At 67.3% G+C, this 27,000-nt stretch carries 32 protein-coding genes and 1 tRNA gene; 11 read left to right on the top strand and 22 right to left on the bottom strand.

Going from position 1 to position 27,000, the window contains the following annotated elements:
- Positions 1-51 precede the first annotated feature (51 nt).
- The 4 genes from flgH to flgF are packed head-to-tail and all read right to left on the bottom strand — an operon-like array spanning position 52 to position 2,937.
- The gene (gene flgH / locus ACTIEF_RS09110) at positions 52-786 is read right to left on the bottom strand and encodes a flagellar basal body L-ring protein FlgH (protein ID WP_439471816.1); all 735 of its coding nucleotides are present in this window, start codon (positions 784-786) and stop codon (positions 52-54) included.
- 11 nt (positions 787-797) lie between these two features.
- A complete protein-coding gene (locus ACTIEF_RS09115; protein ID WP_439471817.1) occupies positions 798-1,400 on the bottom strand; it encodes a flagella basal body P-ring formation protein FlgA in 603 nt (200 codons plus the stop codon).
- The gene (flgG, locus tag ACTIEF_RS09120; protein ID WP_439471818.1) at positions 1,397-2,185 is read right to left on the bottom strand and encodes a flagellar basal-body rod protein FlgG; all 789 of its coding nucleotides are present in this window, start codon (positions 2,183-2,185) and stop codon (positions 1,397-1,399) included. Before flgG ends, ACTIEF_RS09115 begins: the two co-directional genes overlap by 4 nt.
- 14 nt (positions 2,186-2,199) lie before the next feature.
- Positions 2,200-2,937, bottom strand: a complete 738-nt coding sequence (gene flgF / locus ACTIEF_RS09125) for a flagellar basal-body rod protein FlgF (protein WP_439471819.1) — start codon at positions 2,935-2,937, stop codon at positions 2,200-2,202.
- 178 nt (positions 2,938-3,115) lie between these two features.
- On the opposite strand from flgF, the gene ACTIEF_RS09130 reads away from it, so the two are divergent.
- From ACTIEF_RS09130 to ACTIEF_RS09150, 5 genes are read left to right on the top strand one after another with little or no spacing between them, the layout of a single operon-like run.
- Complete coding sequence (locus ACTIEF_RS09130) at positions 3,116-3,769, top strand: flagellar basal body-associated FliL family protein (RefSeq protein ID WP_439471820.1); 654 nt, start codon at positions 3,116-3,118, stop codon at positions 3,767-3,769.
- Positions 3,770-3,774: 5 nt separating this feature from the next.
- Complete coding sequence (fliM, locus tag ACTIEF_RS09135) at positions 3,775-4,833, top strand: flagellar motor switch protein FliM (protein WP_439471821.1); 1,059 nt, start codon at positions 3,775-3,777, stop codon at positions 4,831-4,833.
- Entirely contained in the window at positions 4,833-5,384 is a 552-nt protein-coding gene (locus tag ACTIEF_RS09140) for a DUF6468 domain-containing protein (RefSeq protein ID WP_439471822.1), read from the top strand. Before fliM ends, ACTIEF_RS09140 begins: the two co-directional genes overlap by 1 nt.
- Before the next feature lie 28 nt (positions 5,385-5,412).
- On the top strand, positions 5,413-6,318 hold the full coding sequence (locus ACTIEF_RS09145; protein ID WP_439471823.1) for a MotE family protein: 906 nt from the start codon (positions 5,413-5,415) through the stop codon (positions 6,316-6,318).
- A gap of 52 nt (positions 6,319-6,370) precedes the next feature.
- Complete coding sequence (locus tag ACTIEF_RS09150; protein WP_439471824.1) at positions 6,371-6,739, top strand: hypothetical protein; 369 nt, start codon at positions 6,371-6,373, stop codon at positions 6,737-6,739.
- Here ACTIEF_RS09150 and ACTIEF_RS09155 read toward each other — a convergent pair.
- The 4 genes from ACTIEF_RS09155 to folE form a co-directional block, all read right to left on the bottom strand.
- Complete coding sequence (locus ACTIEF_RS09155) at positions 6,736-7,170, bottom strand: biopolymer transporter ExbD (RefSeq protein ID WP_439471825.1); 435 nt, start codon at positions 7,168-7,170, stop codon at positions 6,736-6,738. The genes ACTIEF_RS09150 and ACTIEF_RS09155 overlap by 4 nt on opposite strands.
- A 115-nt stretch (positions 7,171-7,285) precedes the next feature.
- Positions 7,286-7,672: a GFA family protein gene (locus ACTIEF_RS09160; RefSeq protein ID WP_439471826.1), complete on the bottom strand. Its 387-nt coding sequence runs from the start codon at positions 7,670-7,672 to the stop codon at positions 7,286-7,288.
- 110 nt (positions 7,673-7,782) lie between these two features.
- Positions 7,783-8,217, bottom strand: coding sequence for a biopolymer transporter ExbD (locus ACTIEF_RS09165; protein ID WP_439471827.1), 435 nt, complete (start codon positions 8,215-8,217; stop codon positions 7,783-7,785).
- 162 nt (positions 8,218-8,379) lie between these two features.
- Positions 8,380-8,988, bottom strand: coding sequence for a GTP cyclohydrolase I FolE (folE, locus tag ACTIEF_RS09170; RefSeq protein ID WP_439471828.1), 609 nt, complete (start codon positions 8,986-8,988; stop codon positions 8,380-8,382).
- Positions 8,989-9,149: 161 nt separating this feature from the next.
- Between folE and cysS the strand changes: the two genes are divergently transcribed.
- Complete coding sequence (gene cysS, locus ACTIEF_RS09175) at positions 9,150-10,559, top strand: cysteine--tRNA ligase (protein WP_439471829.1); 1,410 nt, start codon at positions 9,150-9,152, stop codon at positions 10,557-10,559.
- A 198-nt stretch (positions 10,560-10,757) separates the two neighbouring features.
- Here cysS and ACTIEF_RS09180 read toward each other — a convergent pair whose 3' ends face one another.
- Genes ACTIEF_RS09180 through ACTIEF_RS09190 form a run of 3 tightly spaced genes read right to left on the bottom strand, consistent with a single transcriptional unit; the run spans position 10,758 to position 13,273 of the window.
- Positions 10,758-10,970, bottom strand: a complete 213-nt coding sequence (locus ACTIEF_RS09180) for a hypothetical protein (protein ID WP_439471830.1) — start codon at positions 10,968-10,970, stop codon at positions 10,758-10,760.
- 14 nt (positions 10,971-10,984) lie between these two features.
- Entirely contained in the window at positions 10,985-11,431 is a 447-nt protein-coding gene (locus ACTIEF_RS09185; protein WP_439471831.1) for a hypothetical protein, read from the bottom strand.
- A gap of 39 nt (positions 11,432-11,470) precedes the next feature.
- Positions 11,471-13,273, bottom strand: a complete 1,803-nt coding sequence (locus ACTIEF_RS09190) for a tetratricopeptide repeat protein (protein ID WP_439471832.1) — start codon at positions 13,271-13,273, stop codon at positions 11,471-11,473.
- Between the two features lie 139 nt (positions 13,274-13,412).
- Here ACTIEF_RS09190 and flbT point away from each other — a divergent pair, with 139 nt between their 5' ends.
- From flbT to ACTIEF_RS09205, 3 genes are all read left to right on the top strand, one after another.
- Positions 13,413-13,835 (top strand): flagellar biosynthesis repressor FlbT, encoded by a 423-nt coding sequence (flbT, locus tag ACTIEF_RS09195; protein WP_439471833.1) that lies wholly within the window; start codon positions 13,413-13,415, stop codon positions 13,833-13,835.
- Complete coding sequence (flaF, locus tag ACTIEF_RS09200; protein WP_439471834.1) at positions 13,795-14,160, top strand: flagellar biosynthesis regulator FlaF; 366 nt, start codon at positions 13,795-13,797, stop codon at positions 14,158-14,160. The genes flbT and flaF overlap by 41 nt, the downstream gene beginning before the upstream one ends.
- A 371-nt stretch (positions 14,161-14,531) precedes the next feature.
- The gene (locus ACTIEF_RS09205; RefSeq protein ID WP_439471912.1) at positions 14,532-15,362 is read left to right on the top strand and encodes a flagellin; all 831 of its coding nucleotides are present in this window, start codon (positions 14,532-14,534) and stop codon (positions 15,360-15,362) included.
- A gap of 64 nt (positions 15,363-15,426) precedes the next feature.
- Here the strand turns inward: ACTIEF_RS09205 and ACTIEF_RS09210 are convergent, their stop codons facing one another.
- From ACTIEF_RS09210 to ACTIEF_RS09255, 10 genes are all read right to left on the bottom strand, one after another.
- The gene (locus ACTIEF_RS09210) at positions 15,427-16,107 is read right to left on the bottom strand and encodes an exopolysaccharide biosynthesis protein (RefSeq protein WP_439471835.1); all 681 of its coding nucleotides are present in this window, start codon (positions 16,105-16,107) and stop codon (positions 15,427-15,429) included.
- Positions 16,108-16,203: 96 nt separating this feature from the next.
- Positions 16,204-16,839, bottom strand: coding sequence for an exopolysaccharide biosynthesis protein (locus ACTIEF_RS09215; RefSeq protein WP_439471836.1), 636 nt, complete (start codon positions 16,837-16,839; stop codon positions 16,204-16,206).
- Positions 16,840-16,934: 95 nt separating this feature from the next.
- A complete protein-coding gene (locus tag ACTIEF_RS09220; protein WP_439471837.1) occupies positions 16,935-17,123 on the bottom strand; it encodes a DUF3008 family protein in 189 nt (62 codons plus the stop codon).
- 77 nt (positions 17,124-17,200) lie between these two features.
- Positions 17,201-17,557 carry a hypothetical protein gene (locus tag ACTIEF_RS09225; protein ID WP_439471838.1) on the bottom strand — a complete coding sequence of 119 codons (357 nt, stop codon included), beginning with the start codon at positions 17,555-17,557 and terminating at the stop codon, positions 17,201-17,203.
- A gap of 111 nt (positions 17,558-17,668) precedes the next feature.
- Positions 17,669-18,832 carry an isovaleryl-CoA dehydrogenase gene (locus ACTIEF_RS09230; RefSeq protein WP_439471839.1) on the bottom strand — a complete coding sequence of 388 codons (1,164 nt, stop codon included), beginning with the start codon at positions 18,830-18,832 and terminating at the stop codon, positions 17,669-17,671.
- A gap of 115 nt (positions 18,833-18,947) precedes the next feature.
- On the bottom strand, positions 18,948-20,468 hold the full coding sequence (locus tag ACTIEF_RS09235; RefSeq protein ID WP_439471840.1) for a glycoside hydrolase family protein: 1,521 nt from the start codon (positions 20,466-20,468) through the stop codon (positions 18,948-18,950).
- Positions 20,469-20,591: 123 nt separating this feature from the next.
- The gene (gene mgtE, locus ACTIEF_RS09240) at positions 20,592-22,007 is read right to left on the bottom strand and encodes a magnesium transporter (protein WP_439471841.1); all 1,416 of its coding nucleotides are present in this window, start codon (positions 22,005-22,007) and stop codon (positions 20,592-20,594) included.
- A gap of 117 nt (positions 22,008-22,124) precedes the next feature.
- Positions 22,125-22,373, bottom strand: a complete 249-nt coding sequence (locus ACTIEF_RS09245) for a GIY-YIG nuclease family protein (RefSeq protein WP_439471842.1) — start codon at positions 22,371-22,373, stop codon at positions 22,125-22,127.
- Between the two features lie 106 nt (positions 22,374-22,479).
- A tRNA-Leu gene (locus ACTIEF_RS09250) sits at positions 22,480-22,564 on the bottom strand.
- A 74-nt stretch (positions 22,565-22,638) separates the two neighbouring features.
- On the bottom strand, positions 22,639-22,935 hold the full coding sequence (locus ACTIEF_RS09255; protein ID WP_439471843.1) for a FliM/FliN family flagellar motor switch protein: 297 nt from the start codon (positions 22,933-22,935) through the stop codon (positions 22,639-22,641).
- Positions 22,936-22,965: 30 nt separating this feature from the next.
- Here ACTIEF_RS09255 and lipB point away from each other — a divergent pair, with 30 nt between their 5' ends.
- The gene (lipB, locus tag ACTIEF_RS09260) at positions 22,966-23,700 is read left to right on the top strand and encodes a lipoyl(octanoyl) transferase LipB (protein WP_439471844.1); all 735 of its coding nucleotides are present in this window, start codon (positions 22,966-22,968) and stop codon (positions 23,698-23,700) included.
- A 155-nt stretch (positions 23,701-23,855) separates the two neighbouring features.
- Here lipB and ACTIEF_RS09265 read toward each other — a convergent pair whose 3' ends face one another.
- A complete protein-coding gene (locus ACTIEF_RS09265; RefSeq protein WP_439471845.1) occupies positions 23,856-24,572 on the bottom strand; it encodes a transglutaminase-like domain-containing protein in 717 nt (238 codons plus the stop codon).
- 283 nt (positions 24,573-24,855) lie between these two features.
- On the opposite strand from ACTIEF_RS09265, the gene ACTIEF_RS09270 reads away from it, so the two are divergent.
- Positions 24,856-27,000, top strand: coding sequence for a catalase (locus tag ACTIEF_RS09270; RefSeq protein ID WP_439471846.1), 2,145 nt, complete (start codon positions 24,856-24,858; stop codon positions 26,998-27,000).

Here is a 27,000-nt window from a genome sequence, read left to right on the forward strand (position 1 = left end):
AAAGCCGCGTCGGGGCGGGAGGTCCCGAAGGGCCGACGGTCCGCGACCCACTTAAAATGGGCTGAACCGCTCCACCAGCGACTGCGCCGCCGGGGTCGCCTGCATGCGGCTGATGTCGCCGCGGCCGCCGTAGCTGATGCGGGCTTCGGCGATCTGGGTGTGGTTGATGGTGTTGGCCGAGGAGATGTCCTCCGGACGCACGATCCCGGCCACGGTCAGTTCGCGGACCTCGCGGTTGGTGCGCACTTCCTGCCGACCCTGGATCACCAGATTGCCGTTCGGCAGCACGTCGGCGACCACGGCGGCGATGGTCAGGCTGACCTTCTCGGCGCGGTTCACGGAGCCCGAGCCGGTCGCGTTCGATTCGCCCTCGGTGCCGATCATGTTGGCCGGGTCGAAACCGCCGGGGAAGGCGCGGCCCAGGCTGTTCTCCAGGCCGAAGAAGTTGGTCACCCCGCCCGAGGCCGAGTTGGTGCGGCTGCGGTTGGTCGAGTTGTTTGTCTGGGCCCGGTCATCGATGTCGATGTTGACCGTCAGGATGTCGCCGACCTGCCGGGCGCGCTGGTCGCCGAAGAATGTGCGGGCGCCCACCCGCCACAGGCTGTTGGCGCTGGCGGCGCGCTCGGCGCGCTGCTGCTCCGCCGAGGGCAGATAGACCTGGCTGGCCGGGACCATGGCCGCCGGATAGGCGATGGCCGACAGGTCGGGGCCGCGCACGGCCTCCACGGCGGTGGAGCAGGCGCCCAGCGAAACAGCGGCGGCGGCGAGGATCAGGACGGTACGCATGAAGCTTCCCCTTAGCGGGCGGCGAACTGTTGGGACGGGGCGGAGCCTCGGGCGGCGGGACCGGCGATGGCCTGGCCCGGGCCGGTGGCCACGGCGTCGATGATGCGGTTGGATTGCAGGTTGCGGATGGCCAGGCGCTGGCCTTGGGCCGCATTGCCTTCGGCCCGGCCCGTGATGGTCAGACGCACGCCGCCCGCCTCATACAGGACCTCGACCATGTCGTTGCGGGCGATGACCCGTTCCGCCGGGCCTGGCGCGCGGGTGGTGACAGGGCGGGCAGGGGCGGCGGCGGCCATTTCGACGCCGGCGGACGCCGATGCGCCCGGGGCCGCAGCGGCGTGGCGCACGACCACGCGGCGCAACCCGGTCGGATTTGCCCAGTCCAGTCCCGCCTGACGCGCCATGCCCTGCAGCTGGGCGGCCTCGAACACGATGGAGGGGCCGGCGCGATTGCCGACGACCACGTTGGCCGCCGCGCCCGCGCCGTCGAAGATGTCGCCCAGCGTGACCTGACCGTCGTCGTCCACCGGATTGGCCTTCAGCGTCACCGGTCCCGCGAAGGCCGGACCGGCCAGCATCAGGGCGGCGACGGCGCCGAGGATCAGGGACTTCACGACTTCACCTGCGCGCTGACCGACAGCATCTGGTCGGCGGTGGTGATGACCTTCGAGTTCATCTCATAGGCCCGCTGGGCGATGATCAGGGCCGAGATTTCCGACACGGCGTCGACGTTCGAGGCCTCGATGTATTTGTGCTGGATCTCGCCGAAGCCGACCTCGCCGGGGGTGCCGACGTTGGCCGCGCCCGAGGCCGCCGTCTCCAGCAGCAGGTTGTCGCCGATGGCTTCCAGACCGGCCTCGTTGAAGAAGGTCGCCAGCTCCAGCTGACCGACCGTCTGCGGCGTCGCATTGCCCTGGGTGAAGACCTGCACCTGGCCGGACTTCGAGATCTGAACGTCCACCGTGTCCTGGGGGATGGTGATGTTCGGCTGCACGGCATAGCCGTCCTCGGTGACCATCTGGCCTTCACCGTTGACCGAGAAATTGCCGGCGCGGGTATAGGCCGTCTCGCCCGAGGGCATCAGGATCTGGAAGTAGCCGCGGCCCTGGATGGCCATGTCGTAGCGGCCGCCGGTGTTGGTCGGGGTGCCCTGTTCGGTGATGCGATAGACCGCCCCGGCCTTCACGCCGGCGCCGATCTGGATGCCCGTCGGGACCACGGTTCCCTGCGTGGACGACTGCGCGCCCATCCGCTCGACGTTCTGGTACAGCAGGTCCTGGAACTCGGCCCGTTGGCGCTTGTAGCCAACGGTGTTCATGTTCGCGATGTTGTTCGAGATGACCTCGACGTTCAGCTGTTGGGCGGCCATGCCCGAGGCTGCGGTTCTGAGCGCACGCATGTCTCAGCTCTCCCTTAACCGACGCGACCCAGCCGCTCGACGGAGCGACGGGACAGGTCGTTGGTGTTTTCGATCATCCGCGTCACGCTCTCGTAGGCGCGCTGGATCTCGATCAGATTGGTGATCTCGAGGATCGGATTGACGTTTGAGCCTTCCAGCATCCCCTGACGGATCTGGGCCTCCGGGGCCTCCACCGGCGCGGCGTTCGAGGCGTTGCGGTACAGGCCGTCACCGCCCTTCTCGAGCACGCCCAGGCTGTCGAAACGGACCACCGACAGGCGGCCGACGATCTCGCCGTCCTGGGTGATCGTGCCATCGGCGCCGACCGAAGCTTCGCCCAGGGTGGTGTCCAGAATGATGGGACCGCCGTCGCCCAGCACGGCCTGGCCCTGCTTGGTCGTCAGCTGGCCGGTCGGGTCCAGGGTGAAGGCGCCGTCGCGGGTGTAGGCCTCGCCATTGCCGTCCTGCACCTTGAAGAAGGCGCCGTCGCCCTCGATGGCGAAGTCCAGCGTCCGGCCCGTCTGCGACAGCGAGCCCGCCGAAAAGTCCCGACCCACGCCATTGTCCAGCACGAAGCTGACGCCGGGGCGAACGAAGGCGTTGCGAGCCCGCTCGCCGACCTCGACGCCGACCATCAACTGCTCGACCTTGAAGCCGTTCGTGTCGGCGTTGGCGATGTTGTTGGCGACCACGTCCAGTTCGCGGCGAAGCGTCATCTGGCGTGACAGTCCAACGTAGGCGGCGTTTTCCACGGGCGGCTCCTTTCGCCCTTCGCCGTCGCAACGGTCGTGCCAACAGGGCTAATCCAGTGCTGGCGGGCATTTCGGCCGCCAAGCTGCGCAGGGCGCCCGGCAGGATTTGCCGATCGTAAACGGCTCGTTAACCAAACCCGGCTGAATTAGACCCTGAGATTCTCAGGGCTCGGGGCGAATGCTGAAATTGGGGAAGAAGAAGGACGCGGACGCCAATCTGCCGGCCGTCACTGACGGCGAGGGCGGAGAGGGCGAAGGCGCGCCCGCCAAGAAGAAGCTGCCCCTGCTGTTCATCATCATCCCGGCGGCGCTGGTCGTGCTGGGCGGTGGCGGCGCGGCGGCCTTCGTGATGATGCAGCCCAAGTCCGCCCCCGCCGAGGAAGGCCACGGCGGCGGTCATGGCGAGGAGAAGAAGGCCGACAAGAAGGGCGGTCACGGCGCGGAGAAGAAGGGCGGCGGCGGTCACGGCGGCGGCGCGGAAGGCGCGGCTGACCCCTCGCTCGGCACCATCGCCGAGGGGCCCGACGGCGTCACCTTCTACACCATGCCCGACATGGTGATGAACATTCAGTCGGCGGAAGGCCGCCCGACCTACCTCAAGCTCAAGCTCACGCTCGAGATGCAGGACGCTGAAGTGGCGTCGCATCTGCAGGGCGAGATGCCGCGCATGAAGGACATGTTCCAAAGCTTCCTGCGCGAGCTGCGCCCCGAGGACCTGGCCGGTTCGGCCGGCAGCTTCCAGCTGCGCGCCGAGATCCTGCGTCGCGTCAACCTGATCGCCGCCCCCGGCAAGGTCGACGCCGTCCTGATCGAAGAAATGCTGGTGCAGTAACCCGGATGAGTGACGCCGCCTTCGCCGATGACAACGATCCGTTCGCCGAGCCTCTGGCCGACGATCGCCCCATCGCGACTGAACGCGTCCTCAATCAGGATGAGATCGACAGCCTTCTGGGCTTCGACCTCGGCGATGACGACGGCTCCGAACGCTCCGGCATCCGGGCCATCATCAACTCGGCCCTGGTCTCGTACGAGCGCCTGCCGATGCTCGAGATCGTCTTCGACCGTCTCGTGCGGTTGATGACGACGTCCCTGCGCAACTTCACCTCCGACAACGTCGAGGTGTCGCTGGACAACATCTCCTCGATCCGTTTCGGCGACTATCTGAACTCCATCCCGCTGCCTGCCATCCTCGCGGTCTTCCGGGCCGAGGAGCTGGACAACTACGGCCTGCTGACGGTCGACTCGAACCTGATCTATTCGATCGTGGACGTGTTGCTGGGCGGCCGTCGCGGCACCGCGGCCCTGCGCATCGAGGGCCGCCCCTACACCACCATCGAGCGGGTTCTGGTCCAGCGCATGGTCGAGGTCGTGCTGGCCGACGCCCGCGCCGCCTTCGAACCCCTGACCCCGGTGCATTTCACCCTGGACCGGCTCGAGACCAATCCGCGCTTCGCCGCCATCGCCCGTCCAGCCAACGCGGCCATTCTGGTCAAGCTGCGCATCGACATGGAAGATCGCGGCGGCCGGGTCGAGCTGCTGCTGCCCTATTCGACGCTGGAGCCCATCCGCAAGATGCTGCTGCAGCAGTTCATGGGTGAGAAATTCGGTCGCGACAACATCTGGGAAGGCCACTTGGCCACAGAGCTCTGGACCACCGAGACCGAGGTCCGTTGCGTTCTGGATGAGCAGCAGCTGCCGCTGTCGCAGGTGCTCGACTTCAAGGTCGGCGACACCCTCATGCTCAACGCCACCCCGGATTCGCCCGTCTCGGTGCGCGCGGGCAGCATTCCGCTGACCATCGGCCGCATGGGCCGCAAGGGCCAGCACATCGCCGTGCGGGTCGAGGCCCCGGTGAACGTCGAGGCCGCCTCCAGTCTGGTGAAGGGAAAACGCTGATGACCGGCATGATTTTGGACGGCATCCTGATGCTGCTGCTGGTCGCGGCCCTGGGCTACGGCGTTCGGCTGGAGCGCAAGCTGGCGGCCCTGCGCGCCGGTCAGCTGGCCTTCGCCTCCGCCGTCACCGACCTGAACACCGCCGCGGGGCGCGCCGAAGCCGCCCTGGCCTCGCTGCGCGCCTCGGGGCAGGAGACCGACCTCCTGCACGACCGCATCATCAAGGCCCGCGAGGTCAAGGCCCAGCTGGAAACCCTGATCGCCCGTGGCGGCGAATATGTTCCGGCCCGTGCGCCCGAGGCGCCCCGCGCCGTCGCCCCGGCCCCCGCGCCCCGGCCGGCTCCCGTCGCCCCGCCGGTCTCCGAGGAAGAGGCTCGCGCCGCCCGCATGCAGGCGCTGGCCGAGCGCATCCAGGGCATGGCCGCTCCGGCCCGTCCGGCCGCCGCGAGCAATGTCCACGCCATTCTTGGCGCCCTGACCGCTAACCAGTCTGCGAAGCAAAGCCTCAATCAGGCGCGTCGTAGTCTGGACGACGACCTGTTCGCCGCCTGACCTCCCTCCAAGGGTTCGAGTTCCTTTCATGGCCAAGATTCCGCGTCTCCTGCCCCTGATCGCCGTCGCCATCGGCGGCGTGGTGCTCATCCGCGCCGTCGGCGTGGCGCCGGGCCTGTTCGAAGGCGCCAAGGCCTGGGCCGAGGAGGCTGTCCCGGCCTCGGACGCGCCGAAGCCCGCCGCCGCGGTCTGCGCCCTGACGCCCGAACAGCTGGCCCAGCAGGCGGGCATCTCCCCGGCCGAGCTGCGCATCATCCAGTCGCTCTCGGCCCGTCGCGCCGAGCTGGACGCCCGCGACACCGACATGGCCTCCATGCTGCCCCTGCTGACCGCCGCCGAGCAGAAGCTGGACGCCCGCGTCCAGGCCCTCGAGGCCGTCAAGGCCGAGGTCGCCGCCATGCTGGGTCAGGTCGACGAGAAGCAGAAAGCGGAGACCGACCGTCTGGTCGCCGTCTATTCCGCCATGCGCCCGCGCGAAGCCGCCCGCGTCTTCGCCACCCTCGATGACGACGTCCGCCTGCCGGTCGCGGCCGCCATGCGTCCGCGCACCCTGGCCGCCGTCATGGCCCAGATGGACCCCGCCGCCGCCCGCTCGCTGACCGAGAAGCTGGCCCGCCGCTTCGCCGCCCAGCAGGAACTGGCCGCCCGCGCCGCGCGCGCCGCCGCTGAAACTCCGGCTCCGACGGCTCAGGACGCCGCCGCGCCGCCCGCCGCCGCGCCTGCGCCCCAGCCCGCCGTCGCCGGGCCCGCCGCTGCCGCCCCGACCCCGCGACCGGCCGCCCAGCGTCCGCCCGCGCGTCGCCCGGCTCCGGCCCGCACCCCCGCGCGCGCCCCGGCTCCCGCCGCCGCCGAACCTGCGGGTGAACGCCCCTATCAGGCAGCCGACGCGGCCCCGGGCGGCACCGCCAACCAGCCCCGCCAGTCGGTTCAGTAGGGGGCATCAGCGCCCTGTCTTGCCCACTCGGGATGTGAGGGGACAGTCGAGCGTGAACAGCTCGTCGGATCCTGTCGCCGCAGCCCTGCAACTGCTCGTCCTGGGCGGTTTCCTCGGCTGGTGGGCCTATCTCGGCGGGATTGTTATGGGCGCGGCTGTGCTGATGCAGCGCGTCGCCCGGGCTCGTCGCGCAGCGATCGTCACCATCCTCATGCAGTTCGCGCCCGCGCTGGCTCTCCTGACGGTGATTCTGGCGGCCTTGCTTCAGCTCGCCCTGAACCTGTCTCTTCCGGCCGTCCTGACAAACGGGTTCGTCAGCCTGGCGCTGCTGGCCGGTCCGGCGGCCAGTTTGTGGCTGGTCTTCACCCTGATTGCCGGGCGAAGGGCCGTCCCGCGTGAGGACGGCCCCGGCCTGGTTTAGTCGATGTCCTCGTTCAGCAGGCCGACCTGGTCGAAGCCGCTGCTCTTCAGTCCGTTCATCACCGCCATGAACTGGTCGTAGCGGACCTCCGGCTGGGCGCGGATGAAGATGCGCTCCTCGCGGCAGGCGTCGCCCCTTCCGGTCGCGGCGCAGACGTCGGCGGCCAGCCTTTCCATGGATGTTTGCTTCTCCGCCAGGAACAGCGTCCCGTCCTCCTGCACGCTCACATAGACCGGATCGCGCGGCGGCTGCTCGTTCATCACCGGCGGCGGCAGGTCCAGCTTCAGCGACACGGTCGCGATCGGCGCCGCGACCATGAAGATGATCAGCAGCACCAGCATGATGTCGACGAACGGGGTGACGTTGATGTCCGCATTCTGCTCGACCGTGGCTCCGTCCTGTCCGGCGGGGCCTGAAATTCTCGCACCCATGGTCAATCCTCCCTGTCAGACCGCCACGTCATGCGGCGGACGGCCAAGCTCGCGCTGGCCTTCGGGCGGTTTCAGGGCGGGAAGGGGGCGTGAAAAAGAGGTGTCGCGCGCGATGTCAGCCGGACACGCCCGGCGTTCTGGGCCCTGGCCATTCGGCCCGTGGCTTGGGATCGACCACCGTCATGTTCGCCCCCTCGGTCTCCCGCAGCGGCAAGGTCTCCGGATCGAAGTCGTCCAGGCAGAAGACATTGACCCTGAAATGATCCAGCGCGGCGCGCTTGCGATGGAAGACATAGATGCCGCAACGCCTGCAGAAATAGTGCTTCGCCCGGTGCGTGTTCCATTCGTACAGCGCCAGCAGGTCCTCGCCCTGGAGCACCTCCAGCGCATCCTCGGGGACCTTGGTCATCACCGCATTCTTCTTCACGCACAGCGAACAGTCGCAGGTGGTCCGCTCCACCCGTTCGGCGGTCAGCCAAGCGTCACGCCGCGGCAGTGGCACGAGCCGAGGTGCGCCACTGGATGATCCCCATGCCGGGCGGACAAGCGCCCATGAAAAAGGGCCGCCTCCCATCGGGAAGCGGCCCTGATCCGTACAAACCGGCGAAAAGCCTATTCGATGTCTTCGTTCAGCAGGCCGACCTTGAAGAAGCCGTTGGCCTGCAGGGTGTTCATGACTTCCATGAACTGGTTGTAGGTCACTTCGGCCTGGGCGCGGACAAACACGCGCTCTTCGCGGCAGTTGGCGGCTTCCAGGGCGGCGCAGACATCGGCCGGCAGGTTGGCGATCGTGGTCTGGCGCTCGGCGATGTACAGGTCGCCGCCTTCCTGGATCGAGATGTAGACCGGATCCTTCTGTTCCGTGCCCGGGGGCGGCGGAACCGCCGGCGGCAGGTCGAGGCGGATCGAAACGGTGGCCATCGGGGCCGCGACCATGAAGATGATCAGCAGCACCAGCATGATGTCCACGAACGGGGTGACGTTGATGTCGGCGTTCTGGTCGATCGTGCCGGCCTTGCTGCCGGGACCGGAAAGTTTGGCGCCCATAGCGGGTGTCTCCATCAGGCCCGGCGCGTTCCGCAGCGAGCGTTACTGAAAGCTTCGGTTCGTCTCTTGGCGTCCCGGAACCGGCTTGTAAAGCGGCTTCGGCGTCATCGAGGTTCCGAAGCGTCGCATGACGCCCCGAATACGCCCGTCAGGCGAACCGGATCAGCCCTTCGCGAGCTTGAGGAACCGGTCCTTCAGCGCCGCGTCGGTCTTGAAGGCGCCAGTGAAGCGGGTGGTGATGGTCGAAACGTGGCGATGGTGCACGCCGCGGGTCGTCATGCACTGATGTTCCGCGTCGATCAGAATCGCCACGCCCTGCGGCGCGAGGCTTGATTCGATGGCGTCGGCGATCTGGTTGGTCAGCACCTCCTGCGTCTGCAGGCGGCGCGAATAGATCTCGACCACGCGGGCCAGCTTCGAGATGCCCACCACCTTCTCGTTCGGGATGTAGGCGACATAGGCCTTGCCCAGGAACGGAGCCATGTGGTGCTCGCAGTGGCTTTCCACCTCGATGTCGCGCAGCAGGACCATGTCCTCATAGCCCTGCACGTCCTCGAAGATGCGGCCCAGCTCCTTGGCCGGATCGGCGTCATAGCCGTCGAACCATTCGCCATAGGCGTCCACGACGCGCTTGGGCGTATCGATCAGCCCCGGACGGTCCGGATTGTCACCGGCCCAGGCCAGCAGGGTGCGCACGGCCTTCAGGGCCTCTTCGCGGGACGGGCGCTGGACCTGGTCGTTGTCGCTGGTCAGGACGGGGGTGACGCTCATTCTCTCAACTCAAGCGGCGAAGTAGCGCCGGAACGAAGGTCCCGGATGGACGCGCGCCGCTCTCCCTTTATAGACCTCGGGTGCTGTTCGCACGCGCGGCAGCACGGCTATATGGGGCGGACGGTCCGTCCTGCAAGAAAACTCAAGGCCATCGGCTCACAATGCCCCTGACGATCCACGACACCCTGCACCGCGAAAAGCGCGTGTTCACGCCGAAAGACGAGAACCGGGTGACGCTCTACGTCTGTGGCCCGACGGTCTATGACTTCGCCCACATCGGCAATGCGCGCCCGCCGGTCGTCTTCGACGTCCTGGTCCGCCTGCTGCGCCGCACCTATGGCGCCGACAAGGTGATCTACGCCCGCAACGTCACCGACGTGGACGACAAGATCAATCAGAAGGCCTTCAAGGAAGGCGTGCCGATCAGCGAGATCACCGCCCGCTACGAGGCCGCCTATCTGGAAGACATGGGGCGTCTCAACGTCTCGCCGCCGGACATCGCGCCGCACGTCACTGAGCACATGGACGCCATCGTCGCCCAGATCCAGGCGATCATCGACCACGGCTGCGCCTATGCCGCCGAGGGTCACGTCCTGTTCGACGTCTCCTCATATGAGACCTACGGCAAGCTGTCGGGCCGCAATCTGGACGACATGATCGCCGGCGCCCGTGTCGAGGTCGCCCCCTACAAGAAGAACCCGCACGACTTCGTCCTCTGGAAGCCGTCCAAGGAGAACGAGCCCTCGTGGACGTCCCCGTGGGGCGACGGTCGTCCGGGCTGGCACATCGAATGCTCGGCCATGATCGAGGCCAACCTTGGTCTGCCCATCGACATCCACGGCGGCGGCATCGACCTGGTCTTCCCGCACCATGAGAACGAGATCGCCCAGGGCGTCTGCGCCCACGGCCACGCCCATGGCGCGGACTCGCACGCCGAATACAGCCGCTACTGGATGCACAACGGCTTTCTGACGCTGGACGGTGAGAAGATGTCCAAGTCGCTGGGCAACATCCTGCTGCCCCACGCTCTGCTGGAGCGCCTGCCGGGCGAGGTCATCCGCTGGTCGCTGCTCTCGGCCCACTACCGCCAGCCGCTGGACTGGAACGAGGCCCTGCTGGAGCAGAGCCGCAAGTCGCTGGACCGCCTCTACGGCGCCCTGCATCGCGCGGCGGCGGTCGAGGCCGGGCCGGACGATCTGCCCGCCGACTTCCTCAAGGCCGTCGAGGATGATCTGAACACCCCCGGTGCCGCCGCGGCCCTGTTCGCCCTGTCCAGCGAGATCGAGCGCGGCATGACCGCGGGCGACCACGCCGCCGTCGCCGTCGCCAAGGGCCAGCTTCTGGCCTGCGCCGCCGTGCTGGGCGTGCTCCAGAACGATCCGGCGGCCTGGCTGGAAGGCGATGTCTCCGACGACCTCCGCACCGAGGTCGAGGCCCTGCTGGAGCAACGCACCGCCGCCCGCGCCGCCAAGGACTGGCCCGAGGCCGACCGCATCCGCGACCGGCTGAACGCGCTGAATGTGGTGGTGATGGATGGGCCGACCGGCGCGACGTGGCGGGTTAAAAGTTGAAACCCTCTCCCGGCGGGAGAGGGCTTGAGCGCCCGAGAGCGTAGCGATCGGTGGCGCGAAAGGGTGAGGGGCTACGGACCGCATTCGGCGTAAGCCGCGTCTCTGGCCTGAGCAGCGGCTTACACCGACTTCAGCAGTCGACCCTCATCCGACCGGGCTCCGCCCGGCCACCTTCTCCCATCGGGAGAAGGAAAAGGATCACGTAATCCGCTTCACGCTCACCGGATCGCTCGCCGGGAACGTCTCCTCGACGCCTTCATCGACCAGCGCCTCTTGCCGGTCCTCGGCGTCGTGCTGCTTGTCCGCCATCTGGTCGGGCTTGCCCTTGACGGGGCGGGCGCGCTTGGCGTGCGGGGTGTCGGGGTCGCAGTCTTCCTGCGTCTGGTTCAGGTGCTCGGATTGAGCCGTCATCGTCTCTCTCCTTCTCAGGTCGTGGGGTGATCTTCGTCGCCGTCCGGGCCGTAGCCCAGGTCAGCGATGTCGTCGTCGGACAGGGTCTTGGCCTCCCAATGGGCCGCGCTGGCCTGGGCCCCGCGCGAGTTCTCCATCAGGCCGGAATAGACCAGCTCCACCTCGTCGGCGCCGCGCTGGCCGCTGCTCTCGCCATCGATCTCGGTCAGTCGTTCGCCGTCCACGCCCAGCAGGGCGTCAGCCTCGGCCTCGATCCCGGAGGCGCCCAGACCGTCCTCGACGCTATCCAGATCGTCCTCGTCGAAGTCTTCGTCATCGGCGTCGCCGTCGGCTTGGGTCACGTCCAGCACCGGGTCCGCCTCGTCCAGCAGGAAGTCGCCGTCCCCCTCGTCGTCGAGGTGGGTTTCGTCAAAGACTTCAGACTGTTCCTGGTCGTCCCTGTAGTCGTCGAGTTCGGGCATTTTCGCCTCCCTGATGTCTCAGGAAGACAACGCCACGTTTCAGGCGGCGTTCCAGCCGTCCGCCACCACCCGATCCAGCGCCGCCCGCATCCGGTCGATCACCTCGGGCCAGCCGTCGACCGCCTCGCGCACGAAGATCTTGGTTTCGGGATAGAAGACGTAGTGGTCCGTGGTCATCAGGTGCCAGTCGTCCGGCGCCGCCACCATCCAGGTCCGCGCGCCCGCTGCGGCGGCGATGTTGGTCCCGGCGATGCCCGGCCCCAGCACGACGTCGCAGGCCACCGACAGGGCCGCCACATCCTCCAGATCGTCCTTCAGATTGATCGGCGGGGTCCAGATGAACACCCCGGCTGCCTCGGCCGCCGCCAGGTCCTCGGACACATCGCCGCACTGCAGGTTGATCATCACGCAGCCCGGCGCCCGCAGGATCGGCTCCCAGCGCTGGAAGCCGGCGGCGAAGAAGGCCGCCCGCGCCCCGGTCATCACCAGACTCTTCCAGTGCAGCCCGACCTTCAGCCCCTCGGGCAGTTTGGCCAGTTCGGCCTTCCAGTGGTCGATCTTCTCCTGCGTCGGCACGATGTACTGGCGCGGTCCGGGGAAGCTCTCCAGCGTGTGCCGGTAGACCGCCATCAGGCTGGCGATGGGCGTCCAGTAGTCCAGCTTGCCTTCCGTCTCCGCGATCTCCTCGGCGAAGGGGACATAGCGGGTCAGACGGCCTTCCAGTCGCACCGCCTTGTGTCCGCCCACCACGGCCTGCGGGAAGGCGCGCTGGAACAGGCCGACCATCCGCTGCTCGACCGCCAGATAGACTTGACCGTCCGGCCCGACCGCGTCGATCAGGTCCTGCACGCAGTTCGAGAAGACCAGTTCGTCCGCGATCCCCTGTTCGCCGACGATCAGGATGCGCTTGCCCGCGATCTCCTGCGTCTTCGGGTCCCAGCGCGGCGCGTCCACGGCCACGTGCAGGGCGTCGGGGAAGTTGCGGTCCAGACGCACCTCATAGGCCTCGAAGCCTTCGGGGATGCGCGCCTCGCCCATCAGCATCAGGGCGCGGGCCATGTTCATCATGGCCACTTCGTACCCGCCCTCGGCCCCCGTCATGGCGGCCTCCAGATCCTCCAGCGCGCCCTTCACGTCGCCCAGCGGACGGCGCACGTTCGAGCGGTTGTAGCGGGCCTTGGCGAAGGTCGGGTCCAGCCGCAGCGCCTCCTCGAAGAAGGTCAGCGCCTCGTTCAGCCGGCCCTGGTCGTTCAGCACCGTGCCCAAGGTGTTCCACAGCACCGAGCTGTCGCTCTCGATCTGCAGCAGCGGCCGCAGCAGCTCGACCGCGTCGTCATAGCGGTTCTGGTCGCGCAGCACGCAGGCCAGGTTGTTGGTCGCCTCGATATGTCCCGGGTTGCCCGCCAGGAATTTCAGCAGCAGCTTCTCGGAGATGTCCAGATAGCCCAGCCGCTGCGCCAGACGGCCCAGGTCGTGGGCGATGTCGGTGTGGTCCGGCAGCAGCTGCAGCGCCGCCTCATAGGCGTGGATCGCCGCCCCGAACTGGTTCTGCTTCTCCTGACAGATGGCCAGCACGTGCCAGGCCACCCCCATGGTCTCGTCGGCCTTCAGCGCATCCAGCGCCCTCTGGGTCGCCTTGTCGAAATCCGCCACCCGGATCGCCGCCAGCGACAGCTTCAGCAGCTCAAGCGCCTTCTTCTGCGCCTTCACCGACTTCGCGCCGGCCAGTGACCGGGACAGCTTGCGGATGGCGTCAGGGGAGGCGGCGTCTCCCGCGATCCCCTGCGCCGTCGGGGCGGGGGCGTGGGCCGAGTTTTCGTCGAAGGTGGCGGCGGCGGACATGGGGGAGACTCAGGAACCCGGATCGATAGGGGATAGAACCCCGTCGCCTTACAAGAGATGGTTAACCACGTCTGTTTAACGTGCGTTGGTCACCGGCTTCCTAGAAACACAGGCCGGGCCCCGAGGGAAAGTCGCCCATATGCCTTTGAAGCTGTCGCTCAAGCCGGGCGAGAAATTCGTCCTGAATGGCGCCGTCGTCCAGAACGGCGACCGCCGCGGCGTGCTGATCCTGCAGAACAAGGCCAGCGTCCTGCGCGAGAAGGACATCATGCAGATGGCCGAGGCGACCACGCCCGCCAAACGCATCTATTTCCCGGTCATGATGATGTACCTGGACGAGGCGGCGGCCCCCAAGGTCTATGACGAATTCGCGCTGCGCCTGACCGAGTTCATGGGCGCCACGCGCAACCCCGAAATCCTCGCCGACTGCGTCGCCGCCTCGCGGCACGTCATGGCGCGCGAGTACTACAAGGCCCTGATGTCGGCCCGCAAACTGGTGGATTACGAGGAAGGTCTGGCGAATGTCGCTTCAGGCATACAAGACCGCGGCGACGCGGGCTGAGTCCCCGCGCGAGGCTGAATACCGACTGTTCGGGCAGGTGACCCGGGCGCTGATGCATGCCGCCTCCGTCGATCCTTCGGATACGGCGACGCGCATCGACGCGCTCGACTGGAACCGCCGCCTGTGGTCGGCGCTCGCCACCGACTGCTCGAACCCCGACAACGCCATGGCCATGCCCCTGCGCGCCCAGATCATTTCGCTCAGCCTGTTCATCGGCCGCCACTCGTCCGCCGTCATGCGCGGCGAGGAGAGCTTTGATGACCTGATCGACATCAACCGCATGATCATGCAGGGCCTCGCCGGCGCCCCGGCCCAAGCGGCCTGACCTACAGTTCACCTCCCCATCGCCCCTTCAAGGCGATGGGGAGGACAGATCGGCGTCTTCGCCGATCAGGAGGGGGCGGCGCAGGCGTTTGCCGTTGGCCCTCCAACACCGGTGTTCGAGGCGTCTCCTGCCCTGACGGAGCCGCCCCCTCCTGACCGCCGCTGACGCGTCGGTCTGTCCTCCCCATTCGCCTTCGCGAACGGGGAGGTGATGCCCGGCCAATTCTGCCGACCGGCAGCCCGCGCCCCATACCCTTCCATACAAATCAAGCACTTGCCCCGGCCCGTTCCTTGCGTGGGCGTGCGCGAACCAGAACCGGTTCTAAGGCCAGAAGGCCTTTCACAACCGACCAGAATGGAAGGAACTACCCGATGGTTATGTCGGTCAACACGAACGTGAGCGCTCAAGTGGCGCTCCAGAACCTGAACGCGACCAACGCCCAGCTGTCGACGACTCAGGCCCGGATCAACACCGGCCTGAAGATTTCGTCGGCTAAGGACAACGGAGCCATCTGGGCGATCGCTCAGGGGCAACGTGCCGACATCGGGGCGTTGAACGCGGTGAAACAGTCACTCGATCGCGGCGTCGCCGCGACCGACGTGGCGATGGCGGCGGGCGAGACGGTCTCTGACCTCTTGCTGCAGATGAAGGAGAAAGCCCTCGCGGCGACTGACAAGTCGCTCAAGACCGCGGCCCGCGCCGCCCTGAACGAAGACTTCAAAGCCCTTCGCGACCAGATCGCCTCTGTCACCAAGAACGCTGAATTCAACGGGGTCAACCTGCTGAAGACCGCCGCCGACGGTTTCACGGCCCTGGCCAATGCGGAAGGCACGGCCTCCCTCACGGTGCCGGCTGAAGTCATGGCTCTGGGCAGCACGACAGTCACGGTTGCGGTGACCCAGTCGATCGAAACGCTGACCAAGGCGACGGCTTCTCTGGCGGCCGTCTCCGCCTCCATCGACAACGTCTCGGGCGCCCTGGCGCGTCTGGGCACCAAGTCGAAGGCGCTCACCACCCACCTGTCGTTCGTCGGCAAGCTGTCGGACGCGCTGGAAGCGGGTGTGGGCAATCTGGTCGACGCCGATCTGGCGAAGGAAAGCGCCAAGCTCCAGGCTCTGCAGACGAAGCAGCAGCTGGGGGTTCAGGCCCTGTCCATCGCCAACCAGACTCCGCAGCTGATCATGTCGCTGTTCCGCGGCTGATTTCTATTCAGGCTCTCGCAGGCGCCGGAGGGGGAAACCTCTCCGGCGTCTCGCGTTTCCGGCCCTAGGCGAACAGGCTCGCGAACCAGTGCCAGCCTTCGGGCACCAGGGTGGTCAGCCACTCCCAGACCGGCAGCAGATAGGGCGCGACCCAGGCCCAGGTCAGCCAGATCACCACCCCGCCAACGCCCAGCAGGGCGATGGCGCACCAGGCGGCCAGGATGGCCACGCCGTCCCGCTGCACCAGTCCGAATCCGAACGCCACGATGATCAGCGACGGGATCAGGTTCCCGCCTGGGATCGGCAGCACCAGGATGGTGCACAGGATGATGCAGGCGACGCCGATCAGGATTTCCGACAGTTCGCTGGTCATGATCGACAGCCGGGGCCGCGACCACCGCTCGACCTTTTGCAGGGGGGTCATCACCTTAGCGATGGCCACGCGATAGCCCTCGCGGTCGATGCTGCTCTTCAGCGCCCAGCGTGGCATCCACAGCTGGTCGCGGCGGATGACCAGCTGGAAGGCGATCAGCAGGATCGGCATGCCCAGCACGGTGGTCGTGCCCGGCACCGCGCCGATGACGGCGCTGACCAGTCCCAGGAACAGCATCAGGGCCCCGAAGCCCCGCTCGCCGAAGGCGTTGACCAGCTCGCCCAGGTAGAGCTTCGGGTCGTCCTTGGCGCCGATATCCTCGATTACCTGCGAGAACCGGCGTGTGTCGGCCTGATAGTCGTAATCGGGCATATCGGCTGACGGAGAATCCGGAGGCGGGGGAAGGTGTGATCTAGGCACGGCCAAGCCGTTTCGCCACTTAACAAACGTCCATGCGACACAAGGGCTTCAGAATATGTGGCCGATCCAGCGCAGCCCGTGCTCGATGCTGGCCACGATCAGGGTCCAGGCGATGAACAGCACGGCCACCGTCGCCCCGGTCAGGAGCCAACCGATCAGGGCCGCCAGACCGTCGCGCTGCATCACCCCCAGGGCGAAGAAGCCGATCGCCACCGCCGGCAGCAGGTTGCCGCCCCACACCGGCAGCACCAGCACCACCGACAGGAAGACGCAGGCCAGTCCGATCAGCCCCTGGCCCAGTCCGCCGGTCATGAAGAACAGCCGCGGCCGGGCCAGTTTCTCGGTCAGGTGCAGCGGCTTGCGGAACCGGCCGCTCAGCTTGCGGAAGGTCGCCCGGTCCACCGACACCCGCTCCAGCCAGCCCGGCAGCCACAGGCTGTCCCGCCCCAGCGCCAGCTCCATCGACAGCAGCAGCAGGGGCGCGCCGGTCAGAGTCGTCCCGCCCGGCGGCCAGGGCAGCATGTTGATCAGGGCGAAGAAGAAGATCACCGGCCCGAAGGCCCGCTCCCCGAACGCCTCGACGATCTCGCCCAGACAGAGCTTCGCCCCCTTCCGCGCGCCCAGGGCCTCGACCACGTCCGAAAACGCGCGCGGCCGCCCGGTAGAGGTCTCGGTCAGGGTCATGCGTGTCTCAGGCCGTCATCCGCGGGCTTGCCCCGCACAGACAGCGGACCATCCGGCCCTCGGGTCAAGCCCGAGGGTGACGGCGCTATCTGGAGCTATTTCGACCCCACATGCTCCGGCTTCCCCTTGCGCTTCGTGTGCGCGAACTCTTCCAGCTGTTTCTCGCTCATCGACTCGACCATCGATTTCGAGGCGCCCTTCAGCTTCGACTTCGGCGTCTCCCCGCGCTTGGCGGACAGGGCGGCTCCGGCGGCCTTCTGCTGGGCGGCGGATACGGCGGGCATGGCGTGGCTCCTTCTGGTCCCCCGACAACCGCCCGCCCTCCCGCCGGTTCCGTTAGCCACATCCCCAAACCCAACCTTTACGGGCGCGCCCGCAACCATGGCGCATGGAAAAGCTCGACCTGCTCATTCTCGCCGGAGCCGACGCGATGGCCGCGACGGCGGGCGTGCTGTGGGTCGCGCGCGAACCCTCCATCGCGCTGGTGGACGCGCCCCCCCGCCGCCCAGCAGATGGTCGCCGAATTCGCCGACCCGCAGGTGCGCGACGCGGTCCAGTCCGGGCGCCAGATCCGCCTGCGCGCGCTCAAGCCGTCCAGCGACGTCCCGACCTTCCAGTCCGAGGTCGACGGCATGGGCGGCACGGAAGAGGACAGCATGACCGGCGCGGAGATGCGCGAGGCCTTCTTCAACGCGGAGCCGCGCGGGGGTTCGACCATCACGCGACGCCGGCCGTGCGGTAGGTTTCTACCCCCTTGGGCTTGGACGAGTCGGTGCGATCCAGAAAAGCCATGCCTCAAACGCAGCACGGATCGGCACTCTCGCCAGAGTTATGACCCCAGCAGCTCACGCCCGATCAGGAAGCGGCGGATTTCATTGGTGCCCGCGCCGATGTCGTACAGCTTGGCGTCGCGGACCAGCCGTTCGACTGGCCATTCCTTGGTGTAGCCGGCGCCGCCCAGGGCCTGCACGGCCTCCAGCGACACCTTCACCGCATTCTCCGACGCCAGCAAGATCGCGCCCGCCGCGTCATAGCGTGTGGTCTTGCCCGCATCGCAGGCGCGGGCCACGGCGTAGACATAGGCCCGGGCGCTGTTCAGGGCCACGTACATGTCGGCCACCTTGGCCTGCATCAGCTGGAAGCTGCCGATGGCCTTGCCGAACTGCTTGCGGTCGCGGACGTAGGGCAGGACCACGTCCAGCGCCGCCTGCATGATGCCCAGCGGGCCGCCCGACAGCACGGTGCGCTCATAGTCCAGACCGCTCATCAGCACGCCCGCGCCGCCGCCCAGCGGCCCCATGACGTTCTCTTCCGGGACTTCGCAGTCCTCGAACACCAACTCGGCGGTGTCCGAGCCGCGCATGCCCATCTTGTCCAGCTTCTTGGAGACGCTGAAGCCCTTCATCCCCTTCTCGATCAGGAAGGTGGTCACCCCGCCCGAGCCTTCGCCGGTGCGGGCGTAGACCACCAGGGTGTCCGCCGTCGGTGAGTTGGTGATCCAGAATTTCGTGCCGTTCAGGACGTAGCGGTCGCCCTTCTTCTCGGCGCGGGTGCGCATCGACATGACGTCCGAGCCCGATCCGGCCTCCGACATGGCCAGCGATCCCAGATGTTCGCCCGAGATCAGCTTGGGCAGGTATTTCGCCTTCTGCTCCGGCGTGCCCCAGCGGCGGATCTGGTTGACGCACAGGTTCGAGTGGGCGCCGTAGCTCAGGCCGATCGAGGCCGAGGCGCGGGAGACTTCCTCCATCGCCACCACGTGCTCCAGGTAGCCCATGCCCAGGCCGCCGTACTCTTCCTCGACGGTGATCCCGTGCAGGCCCAGTTCGCCCATCTCGGGCCACAGGTCGCGGGCGAATTCGTTCTTCTCGTCGATCTCGGCGGCGCGCGGCGCCAGCTTGTCGGCGGCCCAGCGGGCGGTGGTGTCGCGGATGGCGTCAGCGTTTTCGCCGAGGCCGAATTCCATGGATTGGGGCGCGAAGGGAATGCTCATGCAAGGCGAGGTAGCTCATTCCTCCCCCAAGCGAAAGCGCAGGGGGAGGGGGATCGTCCGACGCCGCAGGCGACGGATGGTGGAGGGGCGGTGGCCGCTTCACGAACGCTGAAGCCTACTCCGGCTTCCCGGCCTTCACATACAGGTTCCATGTCGCCACCCCGACGCAGATCGCGCCGATCAGGGCCAGGACCCAGGCGATCACCGTGAACTCATTCGTCGGCAGCGGATCGCTCACCGCCTTGCGGAAGGCGGCGGCCGAGGCGGCGCAGGAGAACAGGCCCAGACCGCCCATGATCAGATAGGGTCCGGTCTCGATCAGGCCGAAGCGGCGTGCCGGGGTGGGCTCCACCTCGTGACGCAGCACCGCCAGCGGCGGCTCCTCCTCGAACAGCACCGTCTCCTCGGCGTCCGGCTGGGCGCGCTGCTCGGGCGCCCAGGCCTCGCGGGCCGGTTCGGCGAAGTCGGCCTCGACCGCCGGGGTCAGCTCCAGCGGGGGAAAGGGCGACGGGGTGCTGGCCGGGGCGAAGACCGGCGTGGACGGGAAGACCGGCGTCTGCACCGGCGACTCGAAGCGGGTGAAGGTCTCCTCGGGCGCGGCGACCGGCTCTTCCACCACCGGGGCCTCGGGCCAGACGATGGGCGCGGGTTCGGGGTCGGGCTCGGGCGCAGGTTCCGGCTGGACCTCGATCACCGGCTCGGGCGCGGTCTCCACGACGGCTTCCGGCTCGACCACGGGCTCCGGCTGAACCTCGGGCTCAGGCTCCGGCGCGATCGGACGCGCGGGGGGGAAGCCGGGCAGGGGGCCGACGATGGCGGCCGAATAGGCGGAATAGCGCTGGAAATGGGCGGCGCTGGTCGCGGTGACCGGCGTGTTCCATTCGTGACCCTGCGGCTGCCACACGTCCGGCAGCGGAAGGCGACGCGGCGGCTCGGCCTGGGGCTCGGCCGGGGTCTCGATTTCCGGCTCCGACTCGGCGACGGTCTCGACCTCGGCTTCGGGCTCGGCTCCGGTCACCGGCTCCGGCGCGATGGGCTCGCGCTCAGGTTCGGGCAGGCTCTCCGCCTCGGGCGCTTCCAGAGCCTCCGGCGTCTCGCCCAGCAGCGAAGCCACCGCGGCGGCCCGGCTGGCGTTCGGATCGGTCACCGGCTCAGGCGCGACATCAGGCGCCGTCTCAACGACCGGCGGCGGCGGCAGGGGCGCGGCCAGCAGGTCGCTCAGCAGCACCGGCGATGACGGATCGGCCACGAACAGCGCCCGCTCGGCGGCGCGACGGCGCAGGGCCGCGTCCGGCGACAGGCTCTCGGGCCAGCCGACCAGCGCATCCGCCGCCTCGCCCGCATGCCCGGCGTTCAGCCGCTTCAGCACGTCCGAGCCCATGAACCGGTCCACGCCCACCGACACGGCGAAGCTCGCCAGGGCGTCGAACTGGTGCTGGTTCAGTTCGGTCTCGACCTGTTCGTTCAGGGCCTTGGCCACCGGCATCAGGTCGTATTGCAGCAGCAGTTCGGCGTCCTGCTCGCCCACCGTCAGCCCCTCGCGGGCCGAGGCGGTGTGGCCATAGCCGATCACCCAGCGGCCATCGTCGCGCTGCACGGCGCGCGGCCGGAAGCTCTCGAAGCTCTTGATGAGCACCATCCCCGCGCGGGAGACTTTCAGACGGGGCCTGTTCGTGTCGGGCACAGGAATGTTCCAGATCGGGACGGACGCTTACGCTTGCGAGGAGAACCCGCAAGACCCGCGCCGCTCACAGCCTCGTCAAAGCAGGACGATGGTCGCGAGGCCCAGGAAGATCAGGAAACCAAAGAAATCCGTCGTCGCCGTGACGAACACGGCGGATGACACCGCCGGGTCGAATTTGAACTTCGACAGGGTCAGGGGCGTCAGCACCCCGACCGAGGCCGCCACCAGCAGGTTCAGCACCATGGCCGCCCCGATCACCAGCCCGATCCGCCAGTCCTCGTCGCGGAACCACAGGGCCGTCGCCAGACCGATCAGCGGCGCCAGCACCAGTCCGTTCGCCAGACCCACGATCAGCTCGCGCCAGAAGGTGCGCGGCGCGTTCGAGCTGTTCAGCTCACGCGTCGCCAGCGCGCGCACGGTCACGGTCAGGGCCTGGGTCCCCGCATTGCCGCCGATGGCCGACACGATGGGCATCAGCACCGCCAGCGCCACGATGTGCTGGATGGTCCCCTCGAACCAGCCGATGACGCTGGCGCCCAGGGTCGCGGTGGCCAGGTTGATCGCCAGCCAGGGCACCCGGCTGCGCACGATCTCCGGCACGGACGAGCCGCGGTCCTCGTCGGCCACACCGGCCAGACGCAGGATGTCCTCGCGGTTCTCCTCCTGGATGATGTTGACGATATCATCGACGGTGATCTGCCCGACCAGCCGGCCCGCCGCGTCGATGACCGGCGCCGAGATCAGGTGATATTTCTCGAAGATGTAGGCGACCTCTTCCTGGTCCTGGCCGACGGTGATCTCGTTCACCGGCTCCATGATATCCAGCAGGGTCGTCGCGCGCGGGCTGCGCAGCAGCTGGCTCACCGCCACCCCGCCTACCGGACGGTTGTGCGGGTCCACCACATAGATGTCGAAGAACAGCTCGGGCAGTTCCTCGCCCTGCTTGCGGATGTGGTCGATGGTGTCGCCCACGTTCCAGAACTGCGGCGCGGCCATCACCTCGCGCTGCATCAGGCGACCGGCGGAGTCCTCCGCATAGCCCAGCGAGCTTTCGATCGCCGCGCGATCGACCTCGGGCATGGCGGCCAGCACCTTCTCGCGCTGGTCGTCCTCCAGATCCTCCACGACCGCCGCGGCGTCGTCCGAATCCAGTTCCTGCAGCGCCTCGGCCAGCGTCAGGTGCGGGACGCGCTCCAGCACCTCCTCGCGGATGCTGTCGTCCAGCTCGGGCAGGGTCTCGGCCAGCAGGTCGGCCGGCAGCCACAGGGTCACCACCGCCCGGTGCTCTGCGGTCAGGAAGCCCATCAGATCGGCCACGTCGGCGGGGTGCAGGTCTTCCAGCAGCGACCGCAGCTTCATCCCGTCGCCGTCATCGGCGGCGTCGACCACCTTCTCCACGAAGGCGGGCGTCAGGACGTAATCCTCGTCCAGGGCGATGTGTTCGATGTCGTCGTCTTGGGGCGAGTGAGGGGCGGTTGCGGTGGTGCTCACGCTGCGGCCTCCCTCAGTCTGTCAGATCAGCATCTAGCCGATGATTCGCCTTGATAAATCAGGTGCTCGCGTAAGCACCCGGTCGATAGCTGTCTGTCCACCAAGGGCAGGCCACGGTCAAGATGACCAAAGCCGTTTACGGGCGAAAGCGTGGCCTGAACCGGACTTCAGGTAGTGTTCGAAAGCCTCGGCCTGACGACGGCTCGAAAACGCGATGTAGGTGACGACCCGCCAAGGGGCGTGCTTCGCGGTGTGCGTGGATTTCCCGCTGTTGTGCTCCAGCAGGCGAGCCTTGAGATCGGAAGTCACGCCGACGTAGCGTTTAGCCGGATCGGCGTGACTTTCGAGCAAATAGACGTAGTGCATGGCGACCTCGGTAAAGGGCAGCCCTGCTACGCCAAGGCTTCGCAGGGCATCCTGCTTCGCCTCATTCCAATGTCCAGTCCTGCGAAGCCCGAAGGGCGAAGCAGGATGGTGCGGTCGAGAAGACTCGAACTTCCACGGGTTGCCCCACAGCGACCTCAACGCTGCGCGTCTACCAATTCCGCCACGACCGCTCGCATCGGAGGGCGGCTGATAGCGGAGGTCGCGGGGAAAGAAAAGGGGGAAGGCTATGGCGGGCGCTAAAGCGCTACGCCGCTCCGGCCATGAAGTCGTAGACGTCCGCCGGGCGCGTCACGGTGATCGCGATGCGATCCTCGCGAATTTCGATCTCGCCTCTGGCCACCGGGTGGTTGTTGGCGAGGATCCACACTTCATCGTGCTCGGACGCATCCAGCGGAATCACCGCCCCACGGCCCATCTTCAGCAGTTGGCTCATGGGCAGCACGGAGCGCCCCAGGACGACCGAGATCTCGACGTTGACGGATTCGATCTGGCTCACTGAGGACTCGGTTACCGGGTGTGACAGGGCGGAGTGGTCTTGCATGGCGCTCCTGATCCCCACATTGGAGCCATCATGCTTTCCCAGTCCTTAAGCGACCTGTCCGCAAAACTTCGGCGTCCCGACGGCCGGCCCGTCGAATGGCTCGTCGCCGACGGTTACGTCGATTACCCCGAGGCCGTCGCCTTCATGGAGGTCCGCGCAGCCGCGATCGCGGCGGGCGAAGCCCCTGAACTGATCTGGCTTCTGGAGCATCCGCCCCTCTACACGGCGGGCGTCTCGTCCAGGGACGACGACCTGCTCGACGCCGGACGCTTCCCCGTCCACCGCTCGGGGCGTGGCGGCCAGTTCACCTACCACGGCCCGGGCCAGCGCGTGGCCTATGTGATGCTGGACCTCAACCAGCGCGGCAAGGATGTCCGCGCCTTCGTCCGCGGCCTCGAGCAATGGATCATCGGCGCCCTGGCCGAGTTCAACGTCCCCGCCGACGTGCGCGAGGGCCGCGTCGGCGTCTGGGTCGAGCGCAAGGGGCCAAATGACGGAGGGGGGACCTGGTCCCGCGAGGACAAGATCGCCGCCATCGGCGTCAAGGTCCGCAAATGGGTCAGCTTCCACGGCATCAGCCTGAACGTTGAACCCGAGCTCGACCACTTCGGCGGCATCGTCCCCTGCGGCATCCAGGAACACGGGGTGACCAGCCTGGTCGACCTCGGCGTCCCCGCGACCATGGATGAAGCGGATGAAGCGCTGAAGGTGAGCTTCAGGCGGGTATTCGGGGAAGTGGGGAGGGGGCTCAATGTCCGCTCCTGACTCATATCGGCGGTTCAGCTTGTCCGCTCTAGGGCGGGGCGTCGATTAACCGCCAACGCGCATGTCGGGCTCAGAAACGATCCGTCATGAACGACACGGCCTTCGCACAGATATCTTCCGCAAGGCCTCGCGCGTCACAGTCGCCCCCCGAAGCTCTAAATGGCAAGGATTTGCACATCGACCTCTAGGGCGATCATATCGTTCGGAGCGCCGACGTAGCTGCCAGAGACTGGGGACGTCTGAGCATTGCAGCGCCCGACTGAGACCGGGATTAGACTCCCATTCCCAACCGTCGCGTTGGTCGGGTCGAAGGCAATCCATCCGGCTCCTGGCAGGTAGGCTTCCGCCCACGCATGCGTCGTATTCTCCGACGCGCCAAGAGATTGCGGGTCGACAAGATAGCCCGACACCGCGCGCGCACCGAAGCCGAGTGTCCGCGCCGCTTCGATGAACAGGCCGGCCAGGTCTCTGCAAGAGCCACTCCCAATGGCGAGGGTCTCTGCAGCCGTTTGGACGCCTTCCTCTTCCCGCCGCCTGTAGGTCGTGTTGGCAAGAATTCCCGAGCTCAAGTCCTTCAAGACCGCGAGCGTATCTGTGGGGCGGCTGAGCACAAACCGCTTCGCCCACGGCGCGACATCCGGGGAGCCCCCGGCGGGTGAGCGCAGCGCTCCGAGGTCCGTAGCCTCCTCCGCAGCATACTCGAACGGGTAGCTCTGCGCCCTTGGCGCAATGGGAAATACGGGCCAGGCCTCGGCCGAGGTCTCGATTGCCAGCTCGCTCGTCACCGTGAGTTCGCTCGCGTGTGCACCGAATTCAGCGACTGCGACGAGGTTGCCGAAGACATCCTGCGACCAGTCGCGGGTGGGCTGCACCGGACCTTGTGGCTCAGCACCTCCATCTCGCGTCCACCACGGGGTCTCAGCATCAGACGGCCGCCGCCATGCCGAGGTCCGCGATGGATCTTCAATCCCAGAATCGTTTGCCTGCCATTCACGGGTCACGAGGCGCTGATGCATCCTGCAAGGGGCTCGTCCGCTGTCAGTCCGCGTCCCGACACAGGAACCGCCGTCTTCCGGACCGGTTAGACACGCAGACCCTGCCGGAAACAGCAGTCGACCCGTCTGGTCCGCGCTCGATCATTTCCGGAACATCACCATGGCCAAGACGCCCGCCGCCCACCGCCATAGCCGCGCCGAGGCGGCCAATAAATCCGGCGCAAATAAAGCCAGGCCTCAGGCGACCCCAGTGGTCCGCCCGGGCGGCGATACGCACCAGTCAGCAACCACGCCGGACGCACGGCTCACGACCAACCATGGCGTGCCGATCAGCGACAACCAGAACACGCTCTCCGCCGGGCCGCGCGGGCCGCATCTGCTCGAAGACTTCGTTCTTCACGAGAAGATCCAGCATTTCGACCACGAGCGTATTCCGGAGCGGATCGTCCACGCCCGCGGCTCGGCGGCGCACGGCTTCTTCGAACTGACCGAGAGCCTCGCCGACTATACGACCGCGAAGATCCTGACCGAGGTCGGCAAACAGACCGACGTCTTCACCCGCTTCTCGACCGTCGCCGGCGGCGCCGGTTCGGTCGATACGCCGCGCGACGTGCGCGGCTTCGCAGTCAAGATGTACACGGTCGAAGGCAACTGGGACCTCGTCGGCAACAACATCCCGGTCTTCTTCATCCAGGACGCGATCAAGTTTCCCGACCTGATCCATTCGGTGAAGATGGAGGCCGACCGCGGCTATCCGCAGGCGGCGTCCGCCCACGACACCTTCTGGGACTTCATCGGCCTGATGCCGGAGAGCACCCACATGATCATGTGGGCCATGTCTGACCGGGCTATCCCGCGCAGCTTGCGGATGATCGAGGGCTTCGGCGTCCACACCTTCCGGCTGGTCAATGAGGCGGGGGAGGCGACGCTGGTCAAGTTCCACTGGCGGCCCAAGCTCGGGACCCAGTCGACCTGCTGGGACGAGGCGGTCAAGATCGCCGGCGCCGATCCGGACTATCATCGCCGCGACCTCTTCGAGGCTATCGACAAGGGCGACTTCCCCGAATGGGAGTTCGGCGTCCAACTGCTGACGCAGGAGCAGGCCGACGCCCTGCCGTTCGACGTGCTCGATGCGACCAAACTCATCCCCGAGGAGCTGTATCCGATCCGCGTCGTCGGCCGGATGGTGCTGAACCGCAACCCCGACAACTTCTTCGCCGAGACTGAACAAGTCGCCTTCCTTCCCACCAACATCCCGCCCGGGATCGACTTTTCGGAAGACCCGCTGCTGCAGGGGCGCCTGTTCTCCTATCAGGACACCCAGCTGTCGCGTCTCGGCACGGTCAACTTCCACCAGATCCCGATCAATCAGGCCAAGGGTTGCCCGTTTCAGAACATGCAGCGCGACGGGCACATGCAGATGCAGGTCCCCAAGGGGCGCGCCAACTATGAGCCCAACAGCCTCGCCGAGGCGGGCGAGGACGGCGGGCCGCGTGAGGACCCGAAGGGCGGCTTCCGCAGCTTCCAGACGCCGATCGAGGGGACCAAGGTGCGGATCCGCGCGGAGACCTTCGCCGACCACTTCAGCCAGGCGCGCCTCTTCTTCCGCTCCCAGACGGAGATTGAACAGGCCCACCTCGCCAGCGCCCTTGTGTTCGAGTTGTCCAAGGTGACGCTGGAGCATGTCCGGCTGCGCGTGATGTCCAACCTCATGAACGTCGATGAAGCGCTGGCCGCGCGGGTGGCTGACGGGCTGGGCATGGATCTGCCCAAGGCCTCGGCCCCGGCGGCGGAGCCGTTCGATATGGACCAGAGCCCGGCGCTGCGCATCGTCGGCAAATATCCGGATACGCTAAAGGGGCGTCTTGTCGGCGTCCTTGTCACCGATGGCGCCGACGGCGCGCTCGTCGCGGGTGTCCGCAAGTCGGCCGAAGCGCAGGGCGCGCAAGTCCAGCTGATCGCGCCCAAGGTCGGGGGCGTCGTGCTCATTGACGGAACCGAGCTGAAGGTGGACCGCCAACTTGCCGGATCACCTTCAGTGCTGTTCGACGCGGTGGCGCTCGTGCTCTCAGACGCGGGGTGCGAATTGCTGCTGGGCGAGGGCGCGGCGGTCGACTTTGTCAAAGACGCCTTCGGGCACCTGAAGGCTATCGGTCATACAGCTGAAGCCCAGCCGCTGCTCGACAAGGCCGGCGTCGTCGCCGACGATCGCGTCGTCGCTCTCGCCAAGGACGGCAAGGCGTTCACGGCCGCGGCGGCGGGCCGGCAATGGGCTCGCGAGCCCAGTGTGCGAATTCTGGCTTGA

The organism is Brevundimonas sp. (assembly GCF_051858995.1).
In the GTDB taxonomy this organism is placed as follows: domain Bacteria; phylum Pseudomonadota; class Alphaproteobacteria; order Caulobacterales; family Caulobacteraceae; genus Brevundimonas.